This is a genomic window from Thermoplasma sp. Kam2015, assembly GCF_003205235.1.
Lineage (GTDB): Archaea > Thermoplasmatota > Thermoplasmata > Thermoplasmatales > Thermoplasmataceae > Thermoplasma.
The window spans coordinates 128,576-150,397 of the sequence record NZ_QJSM01000018.1; the positions used below are offsets into that span (position 1 = coordinate 128,576).

18 protein-coding genes and 1 tRNA gene are annotated in these 21,822 nt (G+C 45.5%); 11 read left to right on the forward strand and 8 right to left on the reverse strand.

What is annotated here, in order from left to right:
* Positions 1–199: 199 nt before the first annotated feature.
* Entirely contained in the window at positions 200–1,105 is a 906-nt protein-coding gene (locus tag DMB44_RS02355) for an AbrB/MazE/SpoVT family DNA-binding domain-containing protein (protein ID WP_110640432.1), read from the reverse strand.
* Between the two features lie 421 nt (positions 1,106–1,526).
* On the opposite strand from DMB44_RS02355, the gene DMB44_RS02360 reads away from it, so the two are divergent.
* Both DMB44_RS02360 and serS read left to right on the forward strand, forming a co-directional pair.
* Positions 1,527–2,729, forward strand: coding sequence for a YeeE/YedE thiosulfate transporter family protein (locus DMB44_RS02360; protein ID WP_237265244.1), 1,203 nt, complete (start codon positions 1,527–1,529; stop codon positions 2,727–2,729).
* A 93-nt stretch (positions 2,730–2,822) separates the two neighbouring features.
* The gene (serS, locus tag DMB44_RS02365; RefSeq protein WP_110640433.1) at positions 2,823–4,148 is read left to right on the forward strand and encodes a serine--tRNA ligase; all 1,326 of its coding nucleotides are present in this window, start codon (positions 2,823–2,825) and stop codon (positions 4,146–4,148) included.
* Between the two features lie 2 nt (positions 4,149–4,150).
* On the opposite strand, the gene DMB44_RS02370 is transcribed toward serS, so the two are convergent.
* Positions 4,151–5,383, reverse strand: a complete 1,233-nt coding sequence (locus DMB44_RS02370) for an adenosylhomocysteinase (protein WP_110640434.1) — start codon at positions 5,381–5,383, stop codon at positions 4,151–4,153.
* 81 nt (positions 5,384–5,464) lie between these two features.
* Between DMB44_RS02370 and DMB44_RS02375 the strand changes: the two genes are divergently transcribed.
* The 6 genes from DMB44_RS02375 to DMB44_RS02400 all read left to right on the forward strand — a co-directional run bounded on the left by DMB44_RS02375 (position 5,465) and on the right by DMB44_RS02400 (position 12,161).
* The gene (locus tag DMB44_RS02375) at positions 5,465–8,518 is read left to right on the forward strand and encodes an MMPL family transporter (protein WP_110640435.1); all 3,054 of its coding nucleotides are present in this window, start codon (positions 5,465–5,467) and stop codon (positions 8,516–8,518) included.
* A gap of 55 nt (positions 8,519–8,573) precedes the next feature.
* Positions 8,574–9,113, forward strand: coding sequence for an archaeal heat shock protein Hsp20 (gene hsp20, locus DMB44_RS02380; protein ID WP_237265245.1), 540 nt, complete (start codon positions 8,574–8,576; stop codon positions 9,111–9,113).
* Positions 9,110–9,709 carry a helix-turn-helix domain-containing protein gene (locus DMB44_RS02385; RefSeq protein ID WP_110640437.1) on the forward strand — a complete coding sequence of 200 codons (600 nt, stop codon included), beginning with the start codon at positions 9,110–9,112 and terminating at the stop codon, positions 9,707–9,709. Before hsp20 ends, DMB44_RS02385 begins: the two co-directional genes overlap by 4 nt.
* Before the next feature lie 102 nt (positions 9,710–9,811).
* Positions 9,812–10,513 (forward strand): peroxiredoxin, encoded by a 702-nt coding sequence (locus tag DMB44_RS02390; RefSeq protein WP_110640438.1) that lies wholly within the window; start codon positions 9,812–9,814, stop codon positions 10,511–10,513.
* Positions 10,514–10,589: 76 nt separating this feature from the next.
* Entirely contained in the window at positions 10,590–11,465 is an 876-nt protein-coding gene (locus tag DMB44_RS02395) for a 3-hydroxyacyl-CoA dehydrogenase NAD-binding domain-containing protein (protein WP_110640439.1), read from the forward strand.
* Positions 11,466–11,471: 6 nt separating this feature from the next.
* Complete coding sequence (locus DMB44_RS02400; protein WP_110640440.1) at positions 11,472–12,161, forward strand: uracil-DNA glycosylase; 690 nt, start codon at positions 11,472–11,474, stop codon at positions 12,159–12,161.
* Positions 12,162–12,175: 14 nt separating this feature from the next.
* Here DMB44_RS02400 and DMB44_RS02405 read toward each other — a convergent pair whose 3' ends face one another.
* Complete coding sequence (locus DMB44_RS02405) at positions 12,176–13,459, reverse strand: NRAMP family divalent metal transporter (protein WP_110640441.1); 1,284 nt, start codon at positions 13,457–13,459, stop codon at positions 12,176–12,178.
* Between the two features lie 84 nt (positions 13,460–13,543).
* The gene (locus DMB44_RS02410) at positions 13,544–14,575 is read right to left on the reverse strand and encodes an SIS domain-containing protein (protein WP_110640442.1); all 1,032 of its coding nucleotides are present in this window, start codon (positions 14,573–14,575) and stop codon (positions 13,544–13,546) included.
* 85 nt (positions 14,576–14,660) lie between these two features.
* On the opposite strand from DMB44_RS02410, the gene DMB44_RS02415 reads away from it, so the two are divergent.
* Positions 14,661–15,566, forward strand: a complete 906-nt coding sequence (locus DMB44_RS02415) for an ornithine cyclodeaminase (RefSeq protein ID WP_110640443.1) — start codon at positions 14,661–14,663, stop codon at positions 15,564–15,566.
* 214 nt (positions 15,567–15,780) lie between these two features.
* Here DMB44_RS02415 and DMB44_RS02420 read toward each other — a convergent pair whose 3' ends face one another.
* Positions 15,781–17,745, reverse strand: coding sequence for a bifunctional aldolase/short-chain dehydrogenase (locus DMB44_RS02420; RefSeq protein ID WP_110640444.1), 1,965 nt, complete (start codon positions 17,743–17,745; stop codon positions 15,781–15,783).
* Positions 17,746–17,874: 129 nt separating this feature from the next.
* On the opposite strand from DMB44_RS02420, the gene DMB44_RS02425 reads away from it, so the two are divergent.
* Complete coding sequence (locus DMB44_RS02425; protein ID WP_237265246.1) at positions 17,875–18,255, forward strand: DUF302 domain-containing protein; 381 nt, start codon at positions 17,875–17,877, stop codon at positions 18,253–18,255.
* A gap of 61 nt (positions 18,256–18,316) precedes the next feature.
* Positions 18,317–18,414: transfer RNA gene (locus DMB44_RS02430), tRNA-Tyr, on the forward strand.
* A 6-nt stretch (positions 18,415–18,420) separates the two neighbouring features.
* On the opposite strand, the gene DMB44_RS02435 is transcribed toward DMB44_RS02430, so the two are convergent.
* The 3 genes from DMB44_RS02435 to DMB44_RS02445 are packed head-to-tail and all read right to left on the reverse strand — an operon-like array spanning position 18,421 to position 21,657.
* On the reverse strand, positions 18,421–19,554 hold the full coding sequence (locus DMB44_RS02435) for an aminotransferase class I/II-fold pyridoxal phosphate-dependent enzyme (RefSeq protein ID WP_237265247.1): 1,134 nt from the start codon (positions 19,552–19,554) through the stop codon (positions 18,421–18,423).
* Positions 19,526–20,449, reverse strand: coding sequence for a homoserine kinase (locus tag DMB44_RS02440; protein ID WP_110640447.1), 924 nt, complete (start codon positions 20,447–20,449; stop codon positions 19,526–19,528). The genes DMB44_RS02435 and DMB44_RS02440 overlap by 29 nt, the downstream gene beginning before the upstream one ends.
* Before the next feature lie 59 nt (positions 20,450–20,508).
* Positions 20,509–21,657, reverse strand: coding sequence for a pyridoxal phosphate-dependent aminotransferase (locus tag DMB44_RS02445; RefSeq protein WP_110640448.1), 1,149 nt, complete (start codon positions 21,655–21,657; stop codon positions 20,509–20,511).
* Between the last annotated feature and the right edge of the window lie 165 nt (positions 21,658–21,822).

The window sequence follows — 21,822 nt, forward strand, 5'->3', positions numbered from 1 at the left end:
AAATTAGGTGCCAGAGTAGGCATTAAGAATTAAACAGTGAAATGCACCAGGAATAAAAAACGGAATTGGTTTGCAGATTTTTTAGTGGATATTATCGTATAAAACGAGGAAGATTCCGTATACTCGTATGCATTATGTCTGATTGATGAAAATCTAGGAAATATCAGAAGAAAAGATAATAAAAAGAAAAATTGATGACTCAGATATGAACGGCCTTGTGGACTGCATCGTCCATGAGGGCCAGCGCGTATCCGGTCATCCTTTCAAGCTCCTTGTTAGACTCGGATGAGCTCTTTATGTTTTCAAGTATTTCATGCGCGTTCCTTCTTATTCTTGGAGCCATGTTTATGTCTTCGGTCTTGAACATGTTGATGATGTTCTCCATGGTATTTATCAGTAGCAGTATCTCATCTCTCAATTTCATGTCTTCCTGCTTTATGTTTCCTATGAGCAGCCTCGTGTGCGTTATGAATCTGCCCAGATCCCTTGAAGCCACGGCATATAAAATTATATCCTTTATCGGCACGTCAAGTTTGTACTTGTCGTCACGCTGTACTGTCAGGGCTATACTTCTTATCAGCTTGTAGTAATCGGAATTCAGCGCAAGGCATCTGGACGTCAGATCCTGCTTCATATCCTCTCTGGGCGTCTCTATGACCTTAGTCACGTCCTTTAGGATGGATAAGGCCTTATTCGAGAAATCGAAGAATGAGTCCTGAACCTTCAGTATCTCCTCATCTACCTCGAATATCAGCGAATTGAATGTTTCCTCCTTCAGGTTAAGGCCAGGCAGCTCCAGCTGCAGCATCTTAATTCTGTCCTTCACATCCCTTGAAATGACATCTTTTGACTGCAGCGATATCTTTGTCATCCCCTGCATATAGTAAACTGAGATCAGATATTCAGCAGTCTCTTCATCTGTATATTCTATCACCCTCTCGGAATTGAAGTCCTTCTTGGGCCTTATCTTTATTATGCCGGATGATTCAAAGACCTCGACCTCCCTTGTGACGTCAAGGCCGTTGTCTCTAACCCAATCTGATGGCAGAGACACTATGTAGCTTCCCCCCTTTATCTTCTGAATTCTTCTCAAATTTGTTGACATTTCAGTTGGGAGATTTATAATTTATATAAACCTTTTCCCATCATTGATCGAAATTCGCAAAGAAATATTAGTTAATTTTTGAAAATAAATCTATAACATGGTTTCATTTATAATATTTAAGTAATTAGATATTAAGAATTGAAGTGGGATGATAATCAAAATATCCTATAAATATAGCTTTTTGTTGATTTTCCATGGTGGAGGCTAAAACAGATATTTCATGATTATATCTATCAAAGTGGTACGCGGGCACTGTTGCCCATGGTCACGGGCATCATTGAGAACATCAGATTCTGATTTGGGCGCATGATTCATCTCTTTTATGTGGAAGTGCAGGGCAATATTATCCATATATTATGTTCTATCTGTGCATTTCTTGCACATAATGAAAAATAATTATCTCAACTTCGAATTTAATGTTATGAAATTCAACATTCTATATATCTATTCCATCTTGCTGGCCCTAGCCTCCTTTGCGCTGGCGGTGGCTTCATATGTGGTCAGCGGTCAGGCCCTGTGGTGGGGTGTGACCGGAGCAGAAAGCCAGATGGGAGGAGAATTCTGGAGCTTCTTTGGATTAGATATATCAAAGTTAGCATATTACCATGTGTATCCCATACCGGAGATAGACAAGGCTTTCACTTGGTTTCTTGTCTTCGGAATAATAATCGGTTCTTTCGTAACCTCTCTTGCCAAAGGGGAATTTTCCATAAGGCAGGTTCCCAACAGAAATCTCTCTCTACAGGCACTGATCGGCGGTATACTGATAGGCTATGGAACTAGGATGGCAGGCGGATGCAACATAGGCGACTTCTACTCCGGGTTTGCAACTGGAAGCTTCTGGGCATTCCCCTTCTTTCTATCCATGCTTTCAGGCATATACTTGATACTGCTGTTGTCCAGATCAAGATGGTTTTCGCGTTTCTTTGCATCTGCTAAACCAAGATCCACCTTTGTTTGGCTTGGCAGAAAGATTCAATATTCGATGCTAGCCATCTCTATTGCGGTAGTAGGAGCTATGATCTATATGTTTCAGGACACAATGGTCAGGATATGGCTCGTATTCGGTATGATTCTTGGATCCGTGGGATACCTGGGTACTCTGTGCTTTCAGACCTCGTTCAGGGAAACACTTGGTGTCTCCAGGGATCGCGAGATGATCAGACTGATTGCTGTATCTCTACTTGTGGTATCTGTGCTTGCGCAGATCTCTATCTTCGCACTACATTTGCGCACGAATTTCTTCTTCGATCAGAATCAGAGCGTGTTGTATCAGATAATTGGGGGCTTCGTCTTCGGGCTTGGGATGGGTCTGGCCTTCAACTGCACCTTCAGTATGGAATGGAGGATGGGTTCTGGAAACATCCAGGCGCTGATAACCTTTATTGGTCTTACGTTCATAGGTGCACCCCTTTATGCGCTCTCATACTCATTCTGGCATTCATTCATCCCCGTACTTGTTTATCCTGCGACATACTGGCAGTTTTCAATATATAGATACGGAATACCTGGTGCAGTGCTGATCGATCTCTTCCCGATTATGTGGATAATCTTCTTTGGATACCGCAGAGGATCCGAACTGAAAGAGGAGAAGACAGAAACCTCTGGAAGCATGGCCTCATGATACGGTGAACGCCATGTATACCGAGGAAAACTTTTCGGAGATCAGATGGGGTTAATGATTTGTATTATATATATAATTTAAATATGGTCTGCAATGATAGATGTAAAGCTCCTGAGATCCAATAGAGAATTATTTGAGAAGAACTGTGAATACAGAGGCGTGGATAAGGCGCCTATTGATGAATTTTTCAGGCTGGATGAGGAGTGGAGAAACATAAACAAGGATCTCAATAACCTGAGATCACAGAAGAATAAGGAGACAAGGAAGATTGCTGAACTGATCAAGAAGAATGAGGACCCATCCCTAGAGAAGAGGAACGTAGAGGAGATAAACGCTAAAATTTCGGATCTTGAGGATAGACTGAGAAAGATCGAGGAGGAGAGGGATCGGATCCTGTGGACCATACCTAACCTGATCCATGAGAGCGTTCCTGTCTGCTTTGGAGATGAAAACAACAGGCTCGTCAGATATGTGGGTCATGCGAAAGTATTTAAAGACGATGTTGATGAATTTGAAAAATACTCTGGCAACAGTGAGGATTATGAGGTCATCTATGAGAGGCCGAAGAGCCATGTGGACCTGGGCCAGGATCTTGGCGTCATAGATCTCGAGAGTGCAGCAAGGATATCTGGTTCGCGTTTCTATTTCATAAAGAATAGGCTCCTGAAACTTGAGATGGCCCTAGAAAACTACGCTGTTGATTTCCTCTCGCAGCGCGGGTTTTCTGTTGTTGAACCTCCATACATGCTCAATCTGGACAGCATGAGAGGCGCAACTGACCTTGAGACCTTTAAGGATACGCTGTATAAGATAGAGGGTGAAGATCTTTACCTTATAGCCACCTCGGAGCACTCAATCGCGGCGATGCTCTCCAACCAGTTCCTTGAGGAGAAGGAACTTCCGGTTAGGGTTGCCGGCATATCGGCATGCTTCAGAAGAGAGGCCGGCGCACATGGCAAGGATACCAAGGGGATATTCAGAGTGCATCAGTTCAACAAGATAGAGCAGTTCGTGTTCTGCCGGCCTGAGGATTCATGGGACTTTCTTGAGGAGATCCTGGGAAATGCTGAGGCAATATACCGCAGCCTGGGCATACCCTACAGGGTCGTCAACGTCTGTTCTGGAGAGCTAGGCCGCCTCGCGGCAAAGAAATATGATATAGAGGCATGGTTCCCGGCTCAGGGAAAATTCAGAGAGATAGTTTCAGCATCAAACGACACCGACTATCAGGCCAGATCGCTTAACATAAAGTACAGGACGAGCGACGGAAACAAGTTCGTTCACACGCTCAACAGCACCGCCATAGCAACTACAAGGATCCTCGTTGCCATAATGGAGAATTTCCAGGAAGGTGACAGGATAAGAATACCTGACGTTCTGGTTCCATACACCGGATTCCAGTACATAGAGAAGGAATGAGGTTAAGTTCCCTCATCCCATGAATTCAAATATCTGATCTGTTCTTCGTTCAGCTGATCGAGCTCGCCTCCGAACTGTTTCAGTCTTATTTCTGCAACGTATCTGTCGATCTCGGCTGGAACCGGATAAACCTTCTTTTCCAATTTTTCGTGGTTCTTTACAAGGTACTCAGCTGTGAGCGCCTGAAGCGCAAAGCTCAGATCCATTATCTCAACTGGATGGCCCTGGCCAGCCGCCAGATTCACGAGCCTTCCATCTGCTATTATGTCCACGGTATTTCCATTTTCCAGCTTGTACCGCTTTACAAATTCCCTGACTTCCTTTTTCTCCAGCGATCTCTTCTCTATCTCGGAGACCGCAACCTCGTTATTGAAATGGCCAGCGTTGGCCATAACTATGTTTTTCTTGGCCACGAGGGCATCCTCGTATTTGACAACGTCCTTCATGCCTGTTGCGGTTATGACCATATCGGCATCTCTTATCGCCCTGTTCATCCTCTTCACCTGGAAACCGTCCATTATTGCCTCGTTCGCCTTTATCGGGTCAATCTCGGTTACTATAACGTTTGCACCCATGCCCTTCAGTCTCATGGCTATTCCACGGCCGCAATATCCGTATCCAGCCACCACCACGGTTCTTCCCGCGATCAGAAGATTTGTTGCATTCATTATCCCGTCAAGCGTGCTCTGACCTGTACCATATCTGTTATCGAAGAGGTGCTTCATGTTTGCATCGTTAACATCGAACATTGGAAAGAGAAGTACTCCTGCCTTTTCCATCGCCTTAAGCCTCTGGACGCCTGTCGTTGTTTCCTCATTTCCCCCGATTATGTTCCGGGCAAGGTCCTTTCTTTCTGTATGCACTATCTTCGTGAGATCGCCGCCGTCATCTATGATTATATCTGGCTGAACATCAAGAGTTCGGTGAAGATACTCATAGTATTCTTCATTCGTCTCGCCCTTTCGTGCAAAAACGGGCATTCCATAATCTTCCTTTAAACTCTGCACCACAGAATCGTCGGAACTCAGTGGATTGCACGATGCCATCTTGATCTCTGCACCGCCTTCCTTCAGTAGGAGGGCAAATATCCCGGTCTTCGCTTCAACATGAAGGGCCATTGCTATCCTTATTCCCTTGAACGGTTTCTCTGTTTGAAACCGCTTTCTTATCTCTGCCATGACTGGCATATGATCCCTGGCCCAGGCCAGTCTCAAGAAACCCTTGCTTTCTTCCATGCATAGAATATAGTGCTGATGTTGATAAAAGTTGATATTTAGTATCTAAATTCTTAATTAGTTAAATGAAATCAGGGCTCTGTGTTTGAGAACACATTCAGAAGGATAGGCACATTTTCAGCTAGGCACAGTGCAGCAGTAATAGTTGCCTGGATCTTGGTTCTGGTAATTCTGGCGCCATTCGCTCCTGCTCTCTTTTCAGATACCAGTTATAACATAGCAAGCGATATAGTACCACCGAATTCTCCGGCCAATATAGCGTCTAACCTGCAATCACAGTATTTTAACTCTTCCAACGATTCATCTTTTGTCATCGTCACAAACAATACGAGTATAGACAGCATCGCATCGTTGCATGCTCTCATGAATATGCAAACGGCGATTCTGTCATATCTGCACAGAAATGGTTTCTCTGCAAACGCCTCAAGTATAATAACCATTGAAAACAGCACCTTACGGTCTGTATCTCTATCACTTGGGAGGGAGCTGTCAGGAATATATAAATTGAATGAAAATCTATATAATAGCAGTATTAAGATAAACCAGACATTAAATCTAACGGCTGATTTTCTCTTTATTCCTGCGCTGGCCTATGTTAAGTATTTTGATATAACATTTGAAAGCGGCAAGAATTTAACACGGTCAGAGCTGTCGGGATACAGCAATGCAACCCAGTATATGTTGTACTTCTCCAAAACTCCATACGCTTCTCTTGCATCGCCATACCTGGCATCGTTCTCTGGATATATGAATAAAACTATAACAGGAAATGTGAGTTCTTTACCTGAAATTGCGAATACAGCTGTTAATGTGACAGCACTCGAACTTTCGAAAGAACTGGCTTCTGCCTCTCCATTTCTTTCCTTGGCGCTGATGTCAGTTGATGAGAACCTCACAATGACAGATTTCGTAAATATGTCTATATATATTCCATTTGCCAGACAGTTTGTGGCAAACTCATTGATCTCTGATCTTTCAGGATATTCATCCATCATATCGGATCTAAACACAACCGCTGATCGTTTTGTCCTATCAATAGTGAACATATCACTGAAGGACAACTATGCGGGTATACCGCATCTCACATCTTCTGAGGTATACAACGGTACGATATACAAGTTCAACGGAAATCCACTGGTGAATCTGAATTCTAGGTATCTTCTACCATACCTTATGGATCTCCTAAACGCCGGCAATACTAATGGTTCATATATAAACAGCACTGTCAATCATACGCTTTACGATGAAACATTTCTGAGCTATCCCGTGGTTCCGTCGCAGTATGTGATGGGTTCTTTTGTAGGTTATGGCAACACAACCGAGATCTTTGCATTCTCACTGAATAAGAATTATACAATATCTACGCTGAATTCGGTGAATAAGATAGCCTCCTCATATGTTTCCACAAAGCCGGTTAACGGTGTATATTATACTGCTGGTACAGATGTCCTGGATCAGCAGATAGAACAGGAGGTCATGACTGGATTGGTGCGGGCACTCATTATAGGCATAGTGCTGTCCATACTCATAGTTGGCCTTTTCTTCAGATCTCCCGTCGCCGCATTTCTTCCATTCAGTCTCTTCCTAATGTCATCCATAATTTCATTTGGCCTCAACGATCTTTTGTATCGTTATATCCTGCATTCAACGGTGTCGTTCGTCACCCCAACGCTGCTGCTCATACTCCTGCTCGGTCTCACCAGCGATTATGTTGTATATATAATGTCTAGGTACAGGCGCGAACTCTACAGAAACGGCGGTGACCCTATCCCAGAATCCTCTAAGTGGGCCGGTCATGCCGTCTTCACGTCCGGTATAACGGTCGCTCTTTCCTACATAGTGCTCTATCTGTTCAAGGTTCCAATATTCAGCGACGCTGGTATCACGAACGCTGTGGGCGTTATAGTATCCATAATGCTGGCAAATACTTTCCTCATAGCTCTTTTCAGCAGGTTGGGATACCGGACGTTCTGGCCGGCTAAGAACAAAAGGATACCCATGGAGGGTACGATGGAAAGAATATCAGGTATTGTACTCAGGAACAAGAAGAAGATACTGGTAATATTCATGTTAGTCGCTTTCGGATCGCTGTACGTTTATGCCTCCACACCGACCAATATGAATGTCTTCAGCCTCATACCACCCAGCAGCGGCATACAGTCCGCAGTGGTGGTAAACCAGAGCTTCCACAGGGATCTTTTCTTCGAGAGTTTTGTAATCGTGAAATTCAGCGAGCCAGTGATATCCAATGGAACATACAATGTTGCGGAGATAAATCAGATCACCAAGCTGGAGAACATGATAGCAGGTCTCAGCGGTGTGGCAGAGGTTTATGGTCCGACCTATCCATACGGCAAGTACGTCAATCTGGACAGGCTCCCATCAAATTACGTTTCCACCTACAGATCTCAGATAAACTCCTACATTGGAAAGGATCCAAGGTACGTGATGATTGAGTTTGAATTATCCAACATAAGCTGGTCTAATGCCGCCACCTCGTTCATAAACAGGCTTCCATCGGAGATATCATCCTACATGGGCAATTCGCTTACGTTTTATGTTGGTGGTCTTACGGCCGGTCTTGATGCCGCCTATAGCCATACACTGCATACATTTGAGGAGATGATACCAATACTGGCGGCCTCTATATTCGTCATATTGGCCATACAGCTCAGCTCAGTATTCACTCCGTTGAGGCTTATACTTATGGTTCTTGCATCTGTCATAGTGGGCCTCATGATAATTTACTGGATAGTCTACTATGTCTATCATCTCCCAATAATCATATTCATGCCCATGTTCACCTTCGTCACTCTCCTGGCGGTGGGCCTTGATTACGACATATTCATGATTACGAGGGCCAGAGAGGGCGTGATGAAGGGAATGACAGACGAGGATGCCATAACCACAAGCATAAAGGAGAATGGTGGTATAATAGTCACTCTTGGTTCGCTGCTTTTCGTCACATTCGGTTCGCTCTACTTCAGTGATCTTCAGCTGATCGAGGAAATAGGCGGCGGATTAGCCATAGGCGTGCTCATAGATACTTTTCTGAGCTGGCCGTTCTTCGTTCCGGCCGTCATGCTCCTGATGAAGAAATGGAACTGGTGGCCATCTAGGATCAGAAAGATTTAAATATTTATTTTTAATATTAGGTTGTCAACCATCGGTTGACAAGTAGGTGGTGAATATGGCAAAGAAGGATGAATTCGATGATTGGGACGACATGTTTGACGAGTTCTTCAAGGACTTCGGCATAGACATAAAATCCCTGAACAACAGGCTGATGAGGATATGGAACAGGATACTTAACGATCCGAACATGACCATGTCTGAACCATATGTGTACGGATTTACATACAGAATTGGCTCCGACGGAAAACCTATATTCCAGGAATTCGGTAATGTACCTGGTATAACGAGGGGGGCGAGGCCTATAGAGCGCGGAGTTAGAGAGCCGATAACCGATATCAACGACGACGAAAAGAAGGTCTACGTGACATTCGAGCTTCCAGGCGTCAGCAAGGAAAACATAGATCTGAAGATATCAGAATACAACATAACGCTGAACGTGGATGAGGATCAGAGGAAGTACTATAAGAGCATAGACTTCGACTACAAGCTTAAACCTGAGACCGCCGCGGCAAAGTTCAACAACGGCCTTCTGGATGTGACGGTTGAAAAGGCCACCAGCAAGGAAGGCAGTGGAAGGAAAGTTTCGATAGAATGATGGACGACATAGATCTTTTTATTTCTGCCATTGAAAATTCTACGAGGCGTGAGATTATAAAGATGCTCACTCAGCTTGAGAGATCGTATGCTCTGGAGCTGAGCAAGAGCATCGGTCTCAGCCAGCAAGCCATATTGAAGCAACTTGATCTTCTTGAAAAGGCTAATCTAGTAACCAGCATAGGGTTTGTTCCAAGTGATCTTGGCGCCAAGAGGAAGATATATCTGCCCTCTGGATTCTCATCAGTGTTCATAGACTATGGGCGCAACTTCTTCGCCATAAGGCGCATACCTATCGAGACCAAGGAAACTAGGATCGAAGGCATGGGAGATGCTATGAAAAGATTGAGAGATATCAACAGGCAGATAGACGATCTCACAAGGATGCGCACAGATCTGATAAAGGAAAAGGACAGCCTGATAACCGCAATAAAGGACAGCTTGGATCAGAATGATGGGATCTCCCGTGAGGTGATCACTGTATACCTTGATACGATGAGCATCGCGGAGACTGCAAGGATCACCGGCCTCAGTGAACTGGAGGTAGCTGAGATACTCAGCAGTCTTGGTCTGATTGAAGATGGAATAGAGGAATAATTTCGCTTTTTCATATCCGCATTCATCTAAACTTTGTCGTATTACGCTTCTGGTTGAAAAATGATATATAGATGCATGAATTATTTTTTCAGGTGAAAAAAAATGTCTGATGAAAGCAGGTTTCCATTGATAGGTGAGAAATTCCCCGAGATGGCGGTGGAAACGACGCAGGGCAGCATGAAGCTTCCTGATCAGTATAAAGGTAAATGGTTCATGCTGTTCAGCCATCCAGGTGACTTCACTCCGGTCTGTACCACCGAGTTTTACTCATTCGCAAGGCGATACGACGACTTCCAGAAACTCAATACAGATTTGATAGGACTTTCCGTGGACAGCGTTATAAGCCATATAGAATGGATAAACTGGATCAAGGACAACCTGAAGATCGAGGTTCCGTTTCCAATAATCGGAGATTCGATGGGGCGTGTTGCTTCAAGGCTTGGGATGATACAGGCCGAGTCCTCAGCAGCGACTGTCCGCGCGGTATTCATAGTGGATCCAAACTCTGTGGTCAGGCTCATAATGTATTATCCTCTGGAGATTGGCAGGAACGTTGATGAGCTTCTTCGGGCCATAAAGGCGCTGCAGACGTCAGATAAATACAAGGGTGCAATGCCTGCCAACTGGCCATACAATGAACTGATAGGCGAAAAGATGCTCAACTCCGCGCCGAAGAATGTGAAAGACATCCCGGCAAGGATGAAGGAGTACAAGGGCTATGCATGGTGGCTGACGTACAAGGATGTACCGGATAACGAGGTTCAGGAGATAAAGAAGATCGTAAAAACAAAGGACGAGAAGTGATTTTTTCATTTTTCAATATTCATAGGTTTTTCAACTATGTTCAATAAATTTTTATGATTGTTAACGCTGAAAGATTATGGAAATCAGGACTGCTGCAGTCGTGGGTAGCGGGGTCATGGGACAGGGCATAGCCCAGGTCTTTGCCCGGTCTGGATATCCGGTTACCATAATCGATGTCAGGGAGGATATCCTCGCAAATGCCATAAAAAATATACGTGAAGGTCGCTATGGGCTGATAAACCTTGTGAAAAAGGGCACGATCACCGAGGCAGAAATGAACGTAATTATGGGCCGCATAAAAACTTCAACGGAGTACCAGTCGTTATCGAATGCGGACATAGTCGTGGAGGCGGTGCCCGAAGATCTCAATCTCAAGAGAAAGGTGTTCGTGGAGATAGAGAAGCATGTGCGTGAGGACACCATAATGGCCTCCAATACTTCTGGCATCACCATAGCGGAAATAGCTCAGGATCTTAAGGCAAAGGGGAGAGCTGTTGGAATGCACTGGTTCAACCCGGCCGGCATAATGAAGCTGATAGAGGTTGTCAGGGCAATGATGACGTCGGAAGATACGCTGAACACAGTGGTTGATCTTTCAAAAAAGCTTGGGAAAACGCCAGTGGTGGTGGCAGATGTTCCAGGCTTCTTCACCACCAGGTTCATAGCGGGGTGGCTCCTCTCAGCGATCAGATCCTATGAGGAGGGGGTAGCATCCAAATCCGACATAGATACGATGACGAAGCTTGCATTCGGCTTCCCCATGGGGCCGTTTGAACTCATGAATATAATAGGAATAGATACGGTGTATCATATAGCCGAATACCTCAGGGAGGAGACTGGCGATCCACAGTTTGTTCCGCCAATATCCCTGAAGCAGATGGTGATCAACGGATACCTCGGTGATCCAAAGGTCAAGTATGGTAGCAGGGGAGGCTGGTTCGACATACAGTGATATCAGATGGCGTCCGATGAGAGATGGATCAGTATAGCTGAGATGAACGATCAGCTGATCTCCTGCAGGAAATGTCCAAGGCTAGTCCACTTCAGGGAGGCTGTTGTGGGCAGAGATAAACGTTTCCGCGGTCAAGCATACTGGGCCAGGCCGGTTCCAGGATATGGAGATATCAACGGCCATATCCTGATAGTCGGACTGGCCCCGGCAGCCTCAGGAGGAAACAGAACAGGAAGGGTCTTCACTGGAGATAAGAGTTCAGACTTCCTGGTTTCATGCCTGCACGAGGTGGGGATAACAAATCAGCCAACTTCGGAGAGCAGGGACGACGGTTTAAAGTACAATGATGCGTATATAACTGCAGCCGTGAAATGCGTACCACCAGATAATAAGCCAACGCCGGAAGAGATCACAAACTGTTCTGTGTATCTCCGTTCTGAGATATCGATGATGAAAAACCTCAGGGTGATACTTGTACTCGGTCAGATAGCATTTCAGGCAGTTCTTAAGCTGCTTGCTGATCAATCGATATCAAGATCCGGATACAAATTCTCTCACGGCGCAGTGTACAGTCTGAACGGTGTAAGCGTAGTGTGTTCTTACCATCCAAGCCCGCGCAATGTGAACACAGGCAAACTGAGCAGAGACGATTTCATAGGCGTTCTGAAGAAGGTCAAGGAGCTGGCATCGAACTGATCCTCGATGCGGGTTCATAGCGATATCATGAGGCTGTATACCCCGGCCGACTCAATTATCGCTATGGTTGCCCAGTATATGGCCATATACCATCTTTTCATCGGATTTCCTTTCATGACGGTGCTGTCCGAAACAAGAAGACCAAGGAGAATGGCCACAGGAGCAAGAACTATAACGAACACTATCATGAGATCGATGACCAGCGATAAAAGGTAGGATGAAGCTACGATGGCTATCGCCGCTGCGGGTATGCTCTCCGTCATATAGAGGGTCAGGAACTTTCTTCTATCTGATATGACGCTCTGCCTTATGGAGGATCTGTCGCCATATGTACGATCCTCATTCCTTATGATGTATCTGCCATATCTGTGGAATTTCCATCCGAGTGCTTCCGCTATACCCCACGTTGAGGCAAGCGATATGACTATCAGCGCAAGAAAACCAGCGGTGAAGAAGCCGGCAGCCATTATGTATGGCGCAAGGCTCCCAAACGGCTTCAGGGCACGATCAAGCATCATCGGATCCGTTGCATATCCCCCTATGAACGTTCCCGCTATGACGGTCATGATCATGAGGAACTCGCTTACAATGGACCCTATTGCAGTTTCATTTCTGCTTATCTTGATATCCCGTCTCTCCATTCTCTTCTGGACGCTCGCTCCTGCCTGATAGAATATCATGAATGGCATTATCACGGCTCCTATATTTGCTATAAGGAGCGTCTCATATGTTCTATCGGTGTAAGGCTGTATTGGATTAAGACCAACATGGATTATCTCATAGATCGACGGTTTCATGAGGAGTGCGCTTGCTATTATAGATATCACAAGTATTAGCGATATGAAGAGGAGCATCTTTTCAATTCTGCGATATCTTCCCGCCATTATTATTGCGTTATGTATTAAAAATATAACCGGAATGGATACTATGGGTGGAATTCCTATCATGTAAAGGCCGATAGCCATACCGCTGTATTCAGCTATGTACGATAGCACATCTGTCGAAGCCATCGGTATTGCAGCTATGAGTGCAAGTTTCTTTCCATACCTTGTCCTCACGGCTTCACCAAGCCCCATACCGGAAAATATGCCAAGGTATCCTGCGGCATTCTGTACGATGAACAATGGCGGTATGAGAATGATCATTATGAATATCATCCGATAGCCGAAGGCTGCGCCGGACTGAAGGCCTGTTATAACGCTTGCGACATCCACATCGGCCATCATCACGATCCATGCTGGGCCGATCCTTGACATGATCCTGTGTATACTGGCCGGTTTAGTGATCTCAATATTCATTGCGACACCGTAAGGATAACCTTACATCGTTATTGAATATATAAATATAATGTAAGATGAAGAAAAAAATACCAATCTATAAGTTCAGTGCTCTCCTGGAGGAAACACCGTACTGTCGTAATCCCTGTATCTTCTATCCTCAAATCGCAGCATATCAGGATTGATGTTCCTGCGTACTGCGAGATAATAGGCAAGATAGTAGAGATCGAGAGTATTCAGAAAAGATGCGGAAAATTCATCAGGTGGGTCATTGTAGATGCTCAGATCTCCCTCGCCGTTGATCACCAGAGTTGTCGATCCAACGTATCGCGACGCCCTAACGATCTGATCGCCTCTTGATCTGTCCTTCTGGCCCTCTATGAGGATCACCAGCGTATGATCATCCATCACCGCTGTGCATCCGTGATTGAATTCTTCGAATTCTATGCCTTCCGCATGCATGTGTGTCGCCTCCTTTATCTTCTGCGCCGCCTCCCTTGCAACTGGAAAGTTATAGCCGGATCCAAGCACAAATATATCGTTAATATGATCGAGATCCTCCGATATGGTCTTCATCTCGGCATCATCGCTGGAGACATGCTTTACTATCTCCGATCTTAGGGCCTTCATGTCGTATGATAGATTTCCATAGTAATCCGAAATGTAAAGGGCTGCGAAGGCGTTGTTGAAAAATGCCTTGGTGTTGCAGAGCGATAGATCCTCATCAGCTATGGTTATGGGATGATCCACCGCTTTTGAGAGTGGTGAATCTGCATAATGTGTGATACCAGCCGTTATTGAGGTTTTTCTGGCCTTAATGGCGGCATCAACGGTGCTCTTCGTCTTCCCAGTGTGGGATACAGCGATGGTGGTGGCACTGGATCGCATGTAATTCAGATATTCATAGGCCTGCACAACGGAATGCCTTCTGGCGGTCTCATCGAGTATCTGGCTTCCAACATACGCGGAATGGTAAGCTGTGCCATTACCCAAGAAGAGTATATGATCGCCCAGGAATGACAGATCTATCTTCTCCATTGAGGATAAGGTTCTATCTATCCCATTTGGGATATCTCTCATCATATCGTACATCACGTAAGGATGCGATCGCCTTACTTCCGGTAATTTGTCCGTCATCGTCGCTGTATTCCTTATTAATTAATAAAAATTGGTAAAAAATTGAAAGCGCAATGAATTAATTGCCTTAATGCATCATCTTAGCATGTATTATATTAATGAAGATGAGGTTAATGCGAATCTTTCCATGCAGGATACCATACAGGCGATCAGGGAGGCCTTTGAGGAATACCATGCTGGTAAAGCAACGTCAAATACCAGAGTAAGGACATTCTCTGAGGGTTCTGTTCTCAACACCATGCCGGCATCGCTGGATAAGTACCACATAATGGGTCACAAGACCTATATCGCCTCGAAAGAGGGCGCAAGATTTGTCGTCACGATCTTCGATGCGAGGAGCAATGACCTCCTCGCCATTGTGGAAGCCAACAGGCTGGGCCAAATGAGAACAGGTGCAGTAACTGCCTATGCGACGAGCATGCTTCACCCATCTGTGGAGAATTTCACGCTGATAGGATCAGGATTCCAGGCTGAAACGCAGCTTGAGGGTATACTGACAGTTTCCCATCCCCACTCCATAAGGGTGTACTCACGAAACTACGATCATGCGAGGAATTTTGCCTCAAGGATGTCGAAGAAGCTGGGTACTGAGATCAGAGCTGTGGAGGGGATAGAGGCCGCTCTTGATGGATCAGACACGATAACATCCATAACCAACAGCACCTCTCCGATAATTTTAAGGAAGTATCTGCCTGACAGATACCATGTGAATCTTGCCGGCTCAAATTATATGAACAGGAGAGAGGCCGAATATGAGGTACTTCACGATTCAGACCTTGTTGTCACCGAACACTATGATCAGTCAATGGTGGAAAGCGCAGAGATAGCAGAGTACGTCAGGCTGGGTGGAAAACCTATCGAACTGCGGGATATAGCGGGCAATTACGGAAAGTTCTCAGGGATGAATAGAACAGTATTCAAATCCATGGGCATAGGGCTAGAAGATATCGCTACAGCCTATAGGGTACTGCGCAACATGAACCTTGTGTGAACAGTTCCAAATCCCATATACAAATATTCCATTGATCAAGGGGCCTCAGTCAGGCGTTGAAATTTCATGAAATAGGTCGCAGTGTATTCGAGGCCCATACCTTTCAATATCTTTCAGCATAAAGCGGGTTTTTTGAAGAAAAATTTAGGATATCAATCAGTTCTCAATGGATCTGGGAAAATGGATTCAATGGATATTATGGCACATGATCACCTCACAGGATGCCGCCATCAACCGGCACCATGGCGTCGGTGGTTGCACCGAATATGTCCTCATTGACCATGGCTATGAGCATGTTGGCCACATGGGATGGAAGAACCTCTCTTCTAAGCAGATTTCCAGTTACGTATTCCTCAACAGTCTGGCCCTTTGCCTTTGCCCTGGCCTCTAGCACTCCATTTTCCCATATCTTTGATCCCCTGAAGATCTTGTCTGGATTTATTATGTTAGCGCGGATCCCATATCTGCCGCCTTCCTTGGCTACATAGTGGCATACCTGCGCCGCAAAAGCCTTCGCGGATCCGTAGGAGACCATCTCTGGCCCAGGATGGGTAAGGTTCTTGGATATGTTGAAAACGATGTTTCCACCTATGCCCTGTGCGATCATTATCTTCATGGCCTCACGGGAGGTTATGAAGGAGGCCCTGCCGATGATTGCGTAATGCCTGTCCAGATCTTCAACGCTGGTCTCAATTATCTTTGAGCTCTTCAGTATGCCAGCATTGTTGAACACGATATCTATTCCGCCCAGGTTCTTCACGATTTCCCTGAACATGTTCAGAATCTGATCCTCTGAGGACAGATCGACGACAAAAGGCAAGGCCCTGACGCCATACTGTTCTTCTATCTCCCTGCATCTTTCATTTATGGAAGGGTCTATATCGCATCCGACTACGGTGCATTCATTTTCGGCGAGTTTCTTCATGGCCTCAAGCCCTATACCACTTGCAGCACCGGTGATAAGCCCTATGGAACCGAGGAGGAATTTGTGGGTAGTCTTCCTCAGCTTTGCCTCCTCAAGCGGCCAGTATTCCATAGCGTATGCTTCCTCCTTGGATATGAATTCATGCTTCGAGATCTGTTCCGTATTTGCATTCACCCTGAAGCTGTGTATGGCTAGATCATCGATTATTCTTGCCTCTCTGTAGCTGGTTCCTGCGGTTATTATACCAAAACCACGCACAACCATGACGGCAGGATACGGATCATGCATTTCGAAGCCCTTCACGTAGCGTTTGTATTCTTCGCTGTACCTTGATGCATACTCCTCTATGAGATCGTCTGATCTGGTCAGATCGTCCAGATAGAGAAAATCATACTTTGTTCGTATAAGCATATCTGGGGTTGCAGGCCCGTAACCGCACATATCCCTTGTCCTTTCCGTTCTCGCTATCTTTCTGGCCTCCTCTGAGGTATCTATGTAGAGTATCTTCTTCTTCCTCTTTGAAACGCATCCTCTTATTACCGGTATATACTTTTCAATATCATTGAAGCTGACTTCAGGAACCTCCTCCTTGAAGAAGTCACCGGTCCTCTTACTTGAAATGAATTTTTCAGCTCTTGTCACAATATCTATATGCCTGTCATATGCCTCCTTACCGGTATCTCCGAATGTGAGTAGACCATGCTTTCTCAGGACAATGCCATCTATATCCTTCCTGAAATTTTTGAGTACTTCCTTAGCGAGCTTGAAGCCGGGCGGTATGTATGGCAGTACAACAACCTTTCCTAAAATATTTGAAATCTCTTCAGAAGAAAGATCCGTATTGGTGATCGACAGAATGGCGTCAGCATGGGAGTGAAACACAAACTTGTAAGGCAGAAAGGCATGGAGAAATGTTTCGACGGAAGGTGAAGGCTCTGATGGATTTACCATGCTCCGCTTGAGGTAGTCCACCATCTCTTCATCAGTCATATGATCGATGTTCACGGCAGCCAATGCATCCTCCATCCTTATACCGGTAAACCCGCGGCTGTCAATCGTGCCAAGATTTGATCCACTGTTCTTGACACGCAGCACATCTTTAAGCTTGCCCGTGTGATCCCTTTCCTGCGTTTTGACGGATGTATTACCCCCACCATGAAGAACCAGATCCGGTTCATTTCCTATCAACCTTGAACCGTATACGACCTCCTCAATATCGTTGGCGAACTTTGTCTGAGCCCATTTGTTCTGCATGGACAAGTATCACTGTTCTTCTCTTAAATCTTTTATGCAACTTCGCAGCCTGAAATGGAACATAGCTTTGGATCGTTGTAGTTTCTGCACCTAACATTATTTCTTTATCTGATGTGCGCATGTTCCATCATGTACAAATTTGAGATAGAGGTCTCTGGCGGGCTAGAAGAGGTCTATGGTAAGATGTTCAAACTATTGAAAGACTCTGGTTTTGTCATCCTTTCATATGTTGACGTGAGGGAGATACTAAGGAAGACAGTTAATAAGGATATCGATCCGCTTTACATTCTGAACATATGTAAGCCAATAGCTGCTGACGAATTCATAAGCACCTCTTATGAGACAAGCATGTTTATACCCTGCAAGATCGTACTTCATCAAGTCGGGGAGAAGACAAGGGTATCTCTCCAGCTTATCTCGCCGCAGATCGAGAAGTTCACAGACATGCCAACAGACGCTGCCAGAAAGTATGAAAATGAAATAATTGAGGTTCTCAGGCGTTTGGGATAGGGGGCGGCATACCGAGCGCGAAAATATTAAATGATGCGATGAAATTAGGGATACTGCCAATCCCGGCTTAGCTCAGTTGGTAGAGCGGCGGACTGTAGAGGGTTCAACGGTGAATTCGCCGTAATCCGCAGGTCTCTGGTTCGAATCCGGAAGCCGGGATCTATATTATTGTATTGTGGATTTTCTAAGCGCATCTCTTATATCTTCAATAACGAATGAGGGATCCTCTATTCCCACCGAAAGGCGCATAAGCGATGGTGTTATGCCTATCCTTTTTCGATCAGCATCGCTCAGGTTCCGGTGGGACATTGTCTGTGGATTTGATATGAGGGTGGAAACGCCACCCATGGTATTTGCAGGCGTTATGGCTTCAAGCGAAGACATGAATTTCTGGACTTCGACATTCTCATCCAGCACAAAAGAGACAACCGCTCCATAATTTTTAAGTAGCCTCTTCGCAAGATCATGATGTTCGTTATCGGAAATCCCTGGATAATAAACTCTCGTTATATGATCCATGGCCATCAGTTCTTCGGCTATCTTTGCAGCGTGCTGTGATGAGGTTTCCACACGGATCTTCAGCGTCTTCATGCCCTGCAGGAAAAGAAATGCCGAGAATGGATCCATTGAAGCGCCAAGGCTTCTTCGGAGGGCATCGATTTCTTCAATCATTCTAGCGGATCCTGAAGCTGATCCTCCTATCGCTGCATTGTGGCCGCCGATGAACTTGGATAGACTGTTAACTGCAAGATCTGCATTTAGTTCCAGGGCCCTCTGTCCGATGGGGGTGATGATGGTGTCGTCCACAATCAGGATCGCTCCGATCTGTCTGGTTATCTCCGCTATCCTCGGAATATCATACACGCGAAGCAAAGGATTAGATACGCTCTCCACGAAAACCATCCTCGTTTTCCCATCAATAGCATCGATCACCTTTTCAGTCCCGGGATCGGTTGTCTTGACATCTATACCATACTTGGACATGAAATCCCTGGCAAAGGTGTAGGTTCTGCCAAAGACATCGACGGGTAGTACAAGGCGATCGCCGGGTCTGATCAGGGAGAGAAAAACGGTAGATATGGCACCCATCCCTGATGAAAAACACACGGTGTTTTCTGCGTTCTCCAGGATACCCATCTGCCTGGCAAGCTCCTCAACGGTTGGATTCATCTCCCTTGAATAGCGAAAATGATCACCCTCAGGCGATCTGTACGCGGTTGTGGCGTATATTGGGAAATTAACTGAATGTGCATTTTTATCAAAATTGTCTCTAATCGGAAATTGGAGATCCTTCGACATAGGCACCACCAGATATTCCGGCCTCCACGAGCCTGCAGGAAATACCATGCTTCGATAATATCAGTTCTGCGCTTCTTTTTATGGATTCGATATCTGAAAGTTCATCGCAAAGAATGAGAATTGATGGGCCTGCTCCGCTAACCGCGACACCCACTGCGTTGTATTCAAGCGCTGATTTTTTCACATCAGGATAATATGGAAATAGGGGCAACCTTGATGATTCGACAACATCGTCATTCATCCCGATCCTGATCATATCTCGATCACCGTGCATCAGTCCGGCTATTAGAGAAGCGGTCCGTGCTATTGCTCTGGAATATTCGTTCAGAGAAATTAATGTAGGGATCATCTGCCTTGCCATCCTTGTCTTGTTCTCTATTGAAACATCTGGTATAGCTATGAGGAATCGGTATTCATGTGAGATGGGGAGCCGCGATACCTTAAGATCGCCATCGCGGGTCACGAGCGTGAGGCCACCAAATATGGAGGCGGCGACGTTATCTGGGTGCGGGCTGCCAGAGGCGGCGCTTTCTCCGATCATGGCATATTTCACCAGTTCCTCACGTGTCAGTTCTAGGCCAAAGTATGAGTCCAGTGCAACGACCGCTGCGGCTGCGCTGGCTCCGCTGCTTCCTAGGCCAAGGCCCTTAGGTATCCCCTTTTCAATCCTGATCTCAATATTTCGGCTGATATCCATATCATCGATAAGAGAAAGTGCGGCAAGGCCTGCCGTGTTCATTACAGGATCAGCCGGTACTCCATCTCCTATTACTCTGAAGGTGTGACTCTCGTCAACTGTTACCCTATCATAGAAAGCATCCAGCGCTATGGCCAGCGCATCGAAGCCGGATCCAAGATTCGCAGAAGAGCATGGAGCAACAGCTGTGATCTTCACGAAATCGCGATTATCGCATTAGTAATAATAATTATGTTATAAATAATTACCTTGAGTAATTAGATCTCGTGTATTGTCCTAATGAGCCTCTCGAGTCCCTCCCTTATGGTCTCTTCAGAGGTGGCAAATGAGATTCTGAAATGTCTCCTTCCGCCAAGGCCAAAGGCATCTCCGGGTGTTACGACAACCTGACCCCTGCTGAGGAGCAGATTCGAAAGTTCTTCCGATTCCATCGATTTCTTATACGCTGGAAATACGTAAAAGGCCCCCTCCGGTTTGTACACCTCAAGATCCTCACTCTCTGAAAGTATCTCGTAGGTAAGATCTCTGCGCTTTTTGAACTCGGATCTCATCATCGATGGACTCACGTTATCATCAAGAGCCTTCAGGGCAGCATACTGCGAGATCGAAGAGACACAGGTTATCGTCTGCTGCTGTATCACGTTGGCCGCCTCCACGATTTCCCTCTGAGCAACGAGATAACCTATTCGCCAGCCGGTCATAGCGTATCCTTTGGAGAAGCCGTTGAGAGTTATGGTGTGCTCAAAGGCCTCCTGCCCCATGGATGCCGGTGAATAAAGCTTTCCTTCATATATCAGATCCTCGTATATTTCGTCAGAAACTATGTAAAGGTTGTTCTCTATGGCAAGATCTACAAGATCCTTCACATCCTTTTCTGGAAGAACCTTGCCGGTTGGATTGTTTGGGTTGTTCAGTATTATGGCCTTTGTCCTTGGCGTTATGAATTTTCTGATTCTATCAGTATCAATATCATAGCTCTCTGTGGTGTTTACAGGCACCGGCTTTCCGCCGGCCAGTTTGACTATATCGGGATAAGAAACATAGTATGGATCGGGTATTATTACCTCATCGCCTGGATTTATCAGCACCATCATTGCAAGATTTATGCCGAATTTGGTAGGTGTGACAAGCACCTCATCGGCCTCGGCTTCTATGCCATTTTTAGACCTGAGTTTTGCGGCGATTTTTTCCCTGAGTTCCATTATGCCAGCCGAGGGAGTATAATGGGTTTTACCCTGCTTTGCCATCTCAAATGCATAATCTATTATATTTTCCGGTGTGGTGAAATCAGGTTCACCGATACCAAAATTGAAGATCTTCACGCCCTGTTTCTTCAGCTTCTCAACATTGTTTGAGGCAGACACAGTTGCTGACTCGTTGATATATTGCATCCTTTCGGAAAGCATTTTTACATAATCCCTGAGTAGAATAAAACTTTTCTATGCGCCATCGTATATCGATGTATTATCCAACCCAAATATCTGTTCCTGGTGAGCCACTCCTCAGCTGAAGCTTCGGATCTTCCTTTCATTTAAGGATATCGGCCATTCCGGACATACGTAAAAGCCATA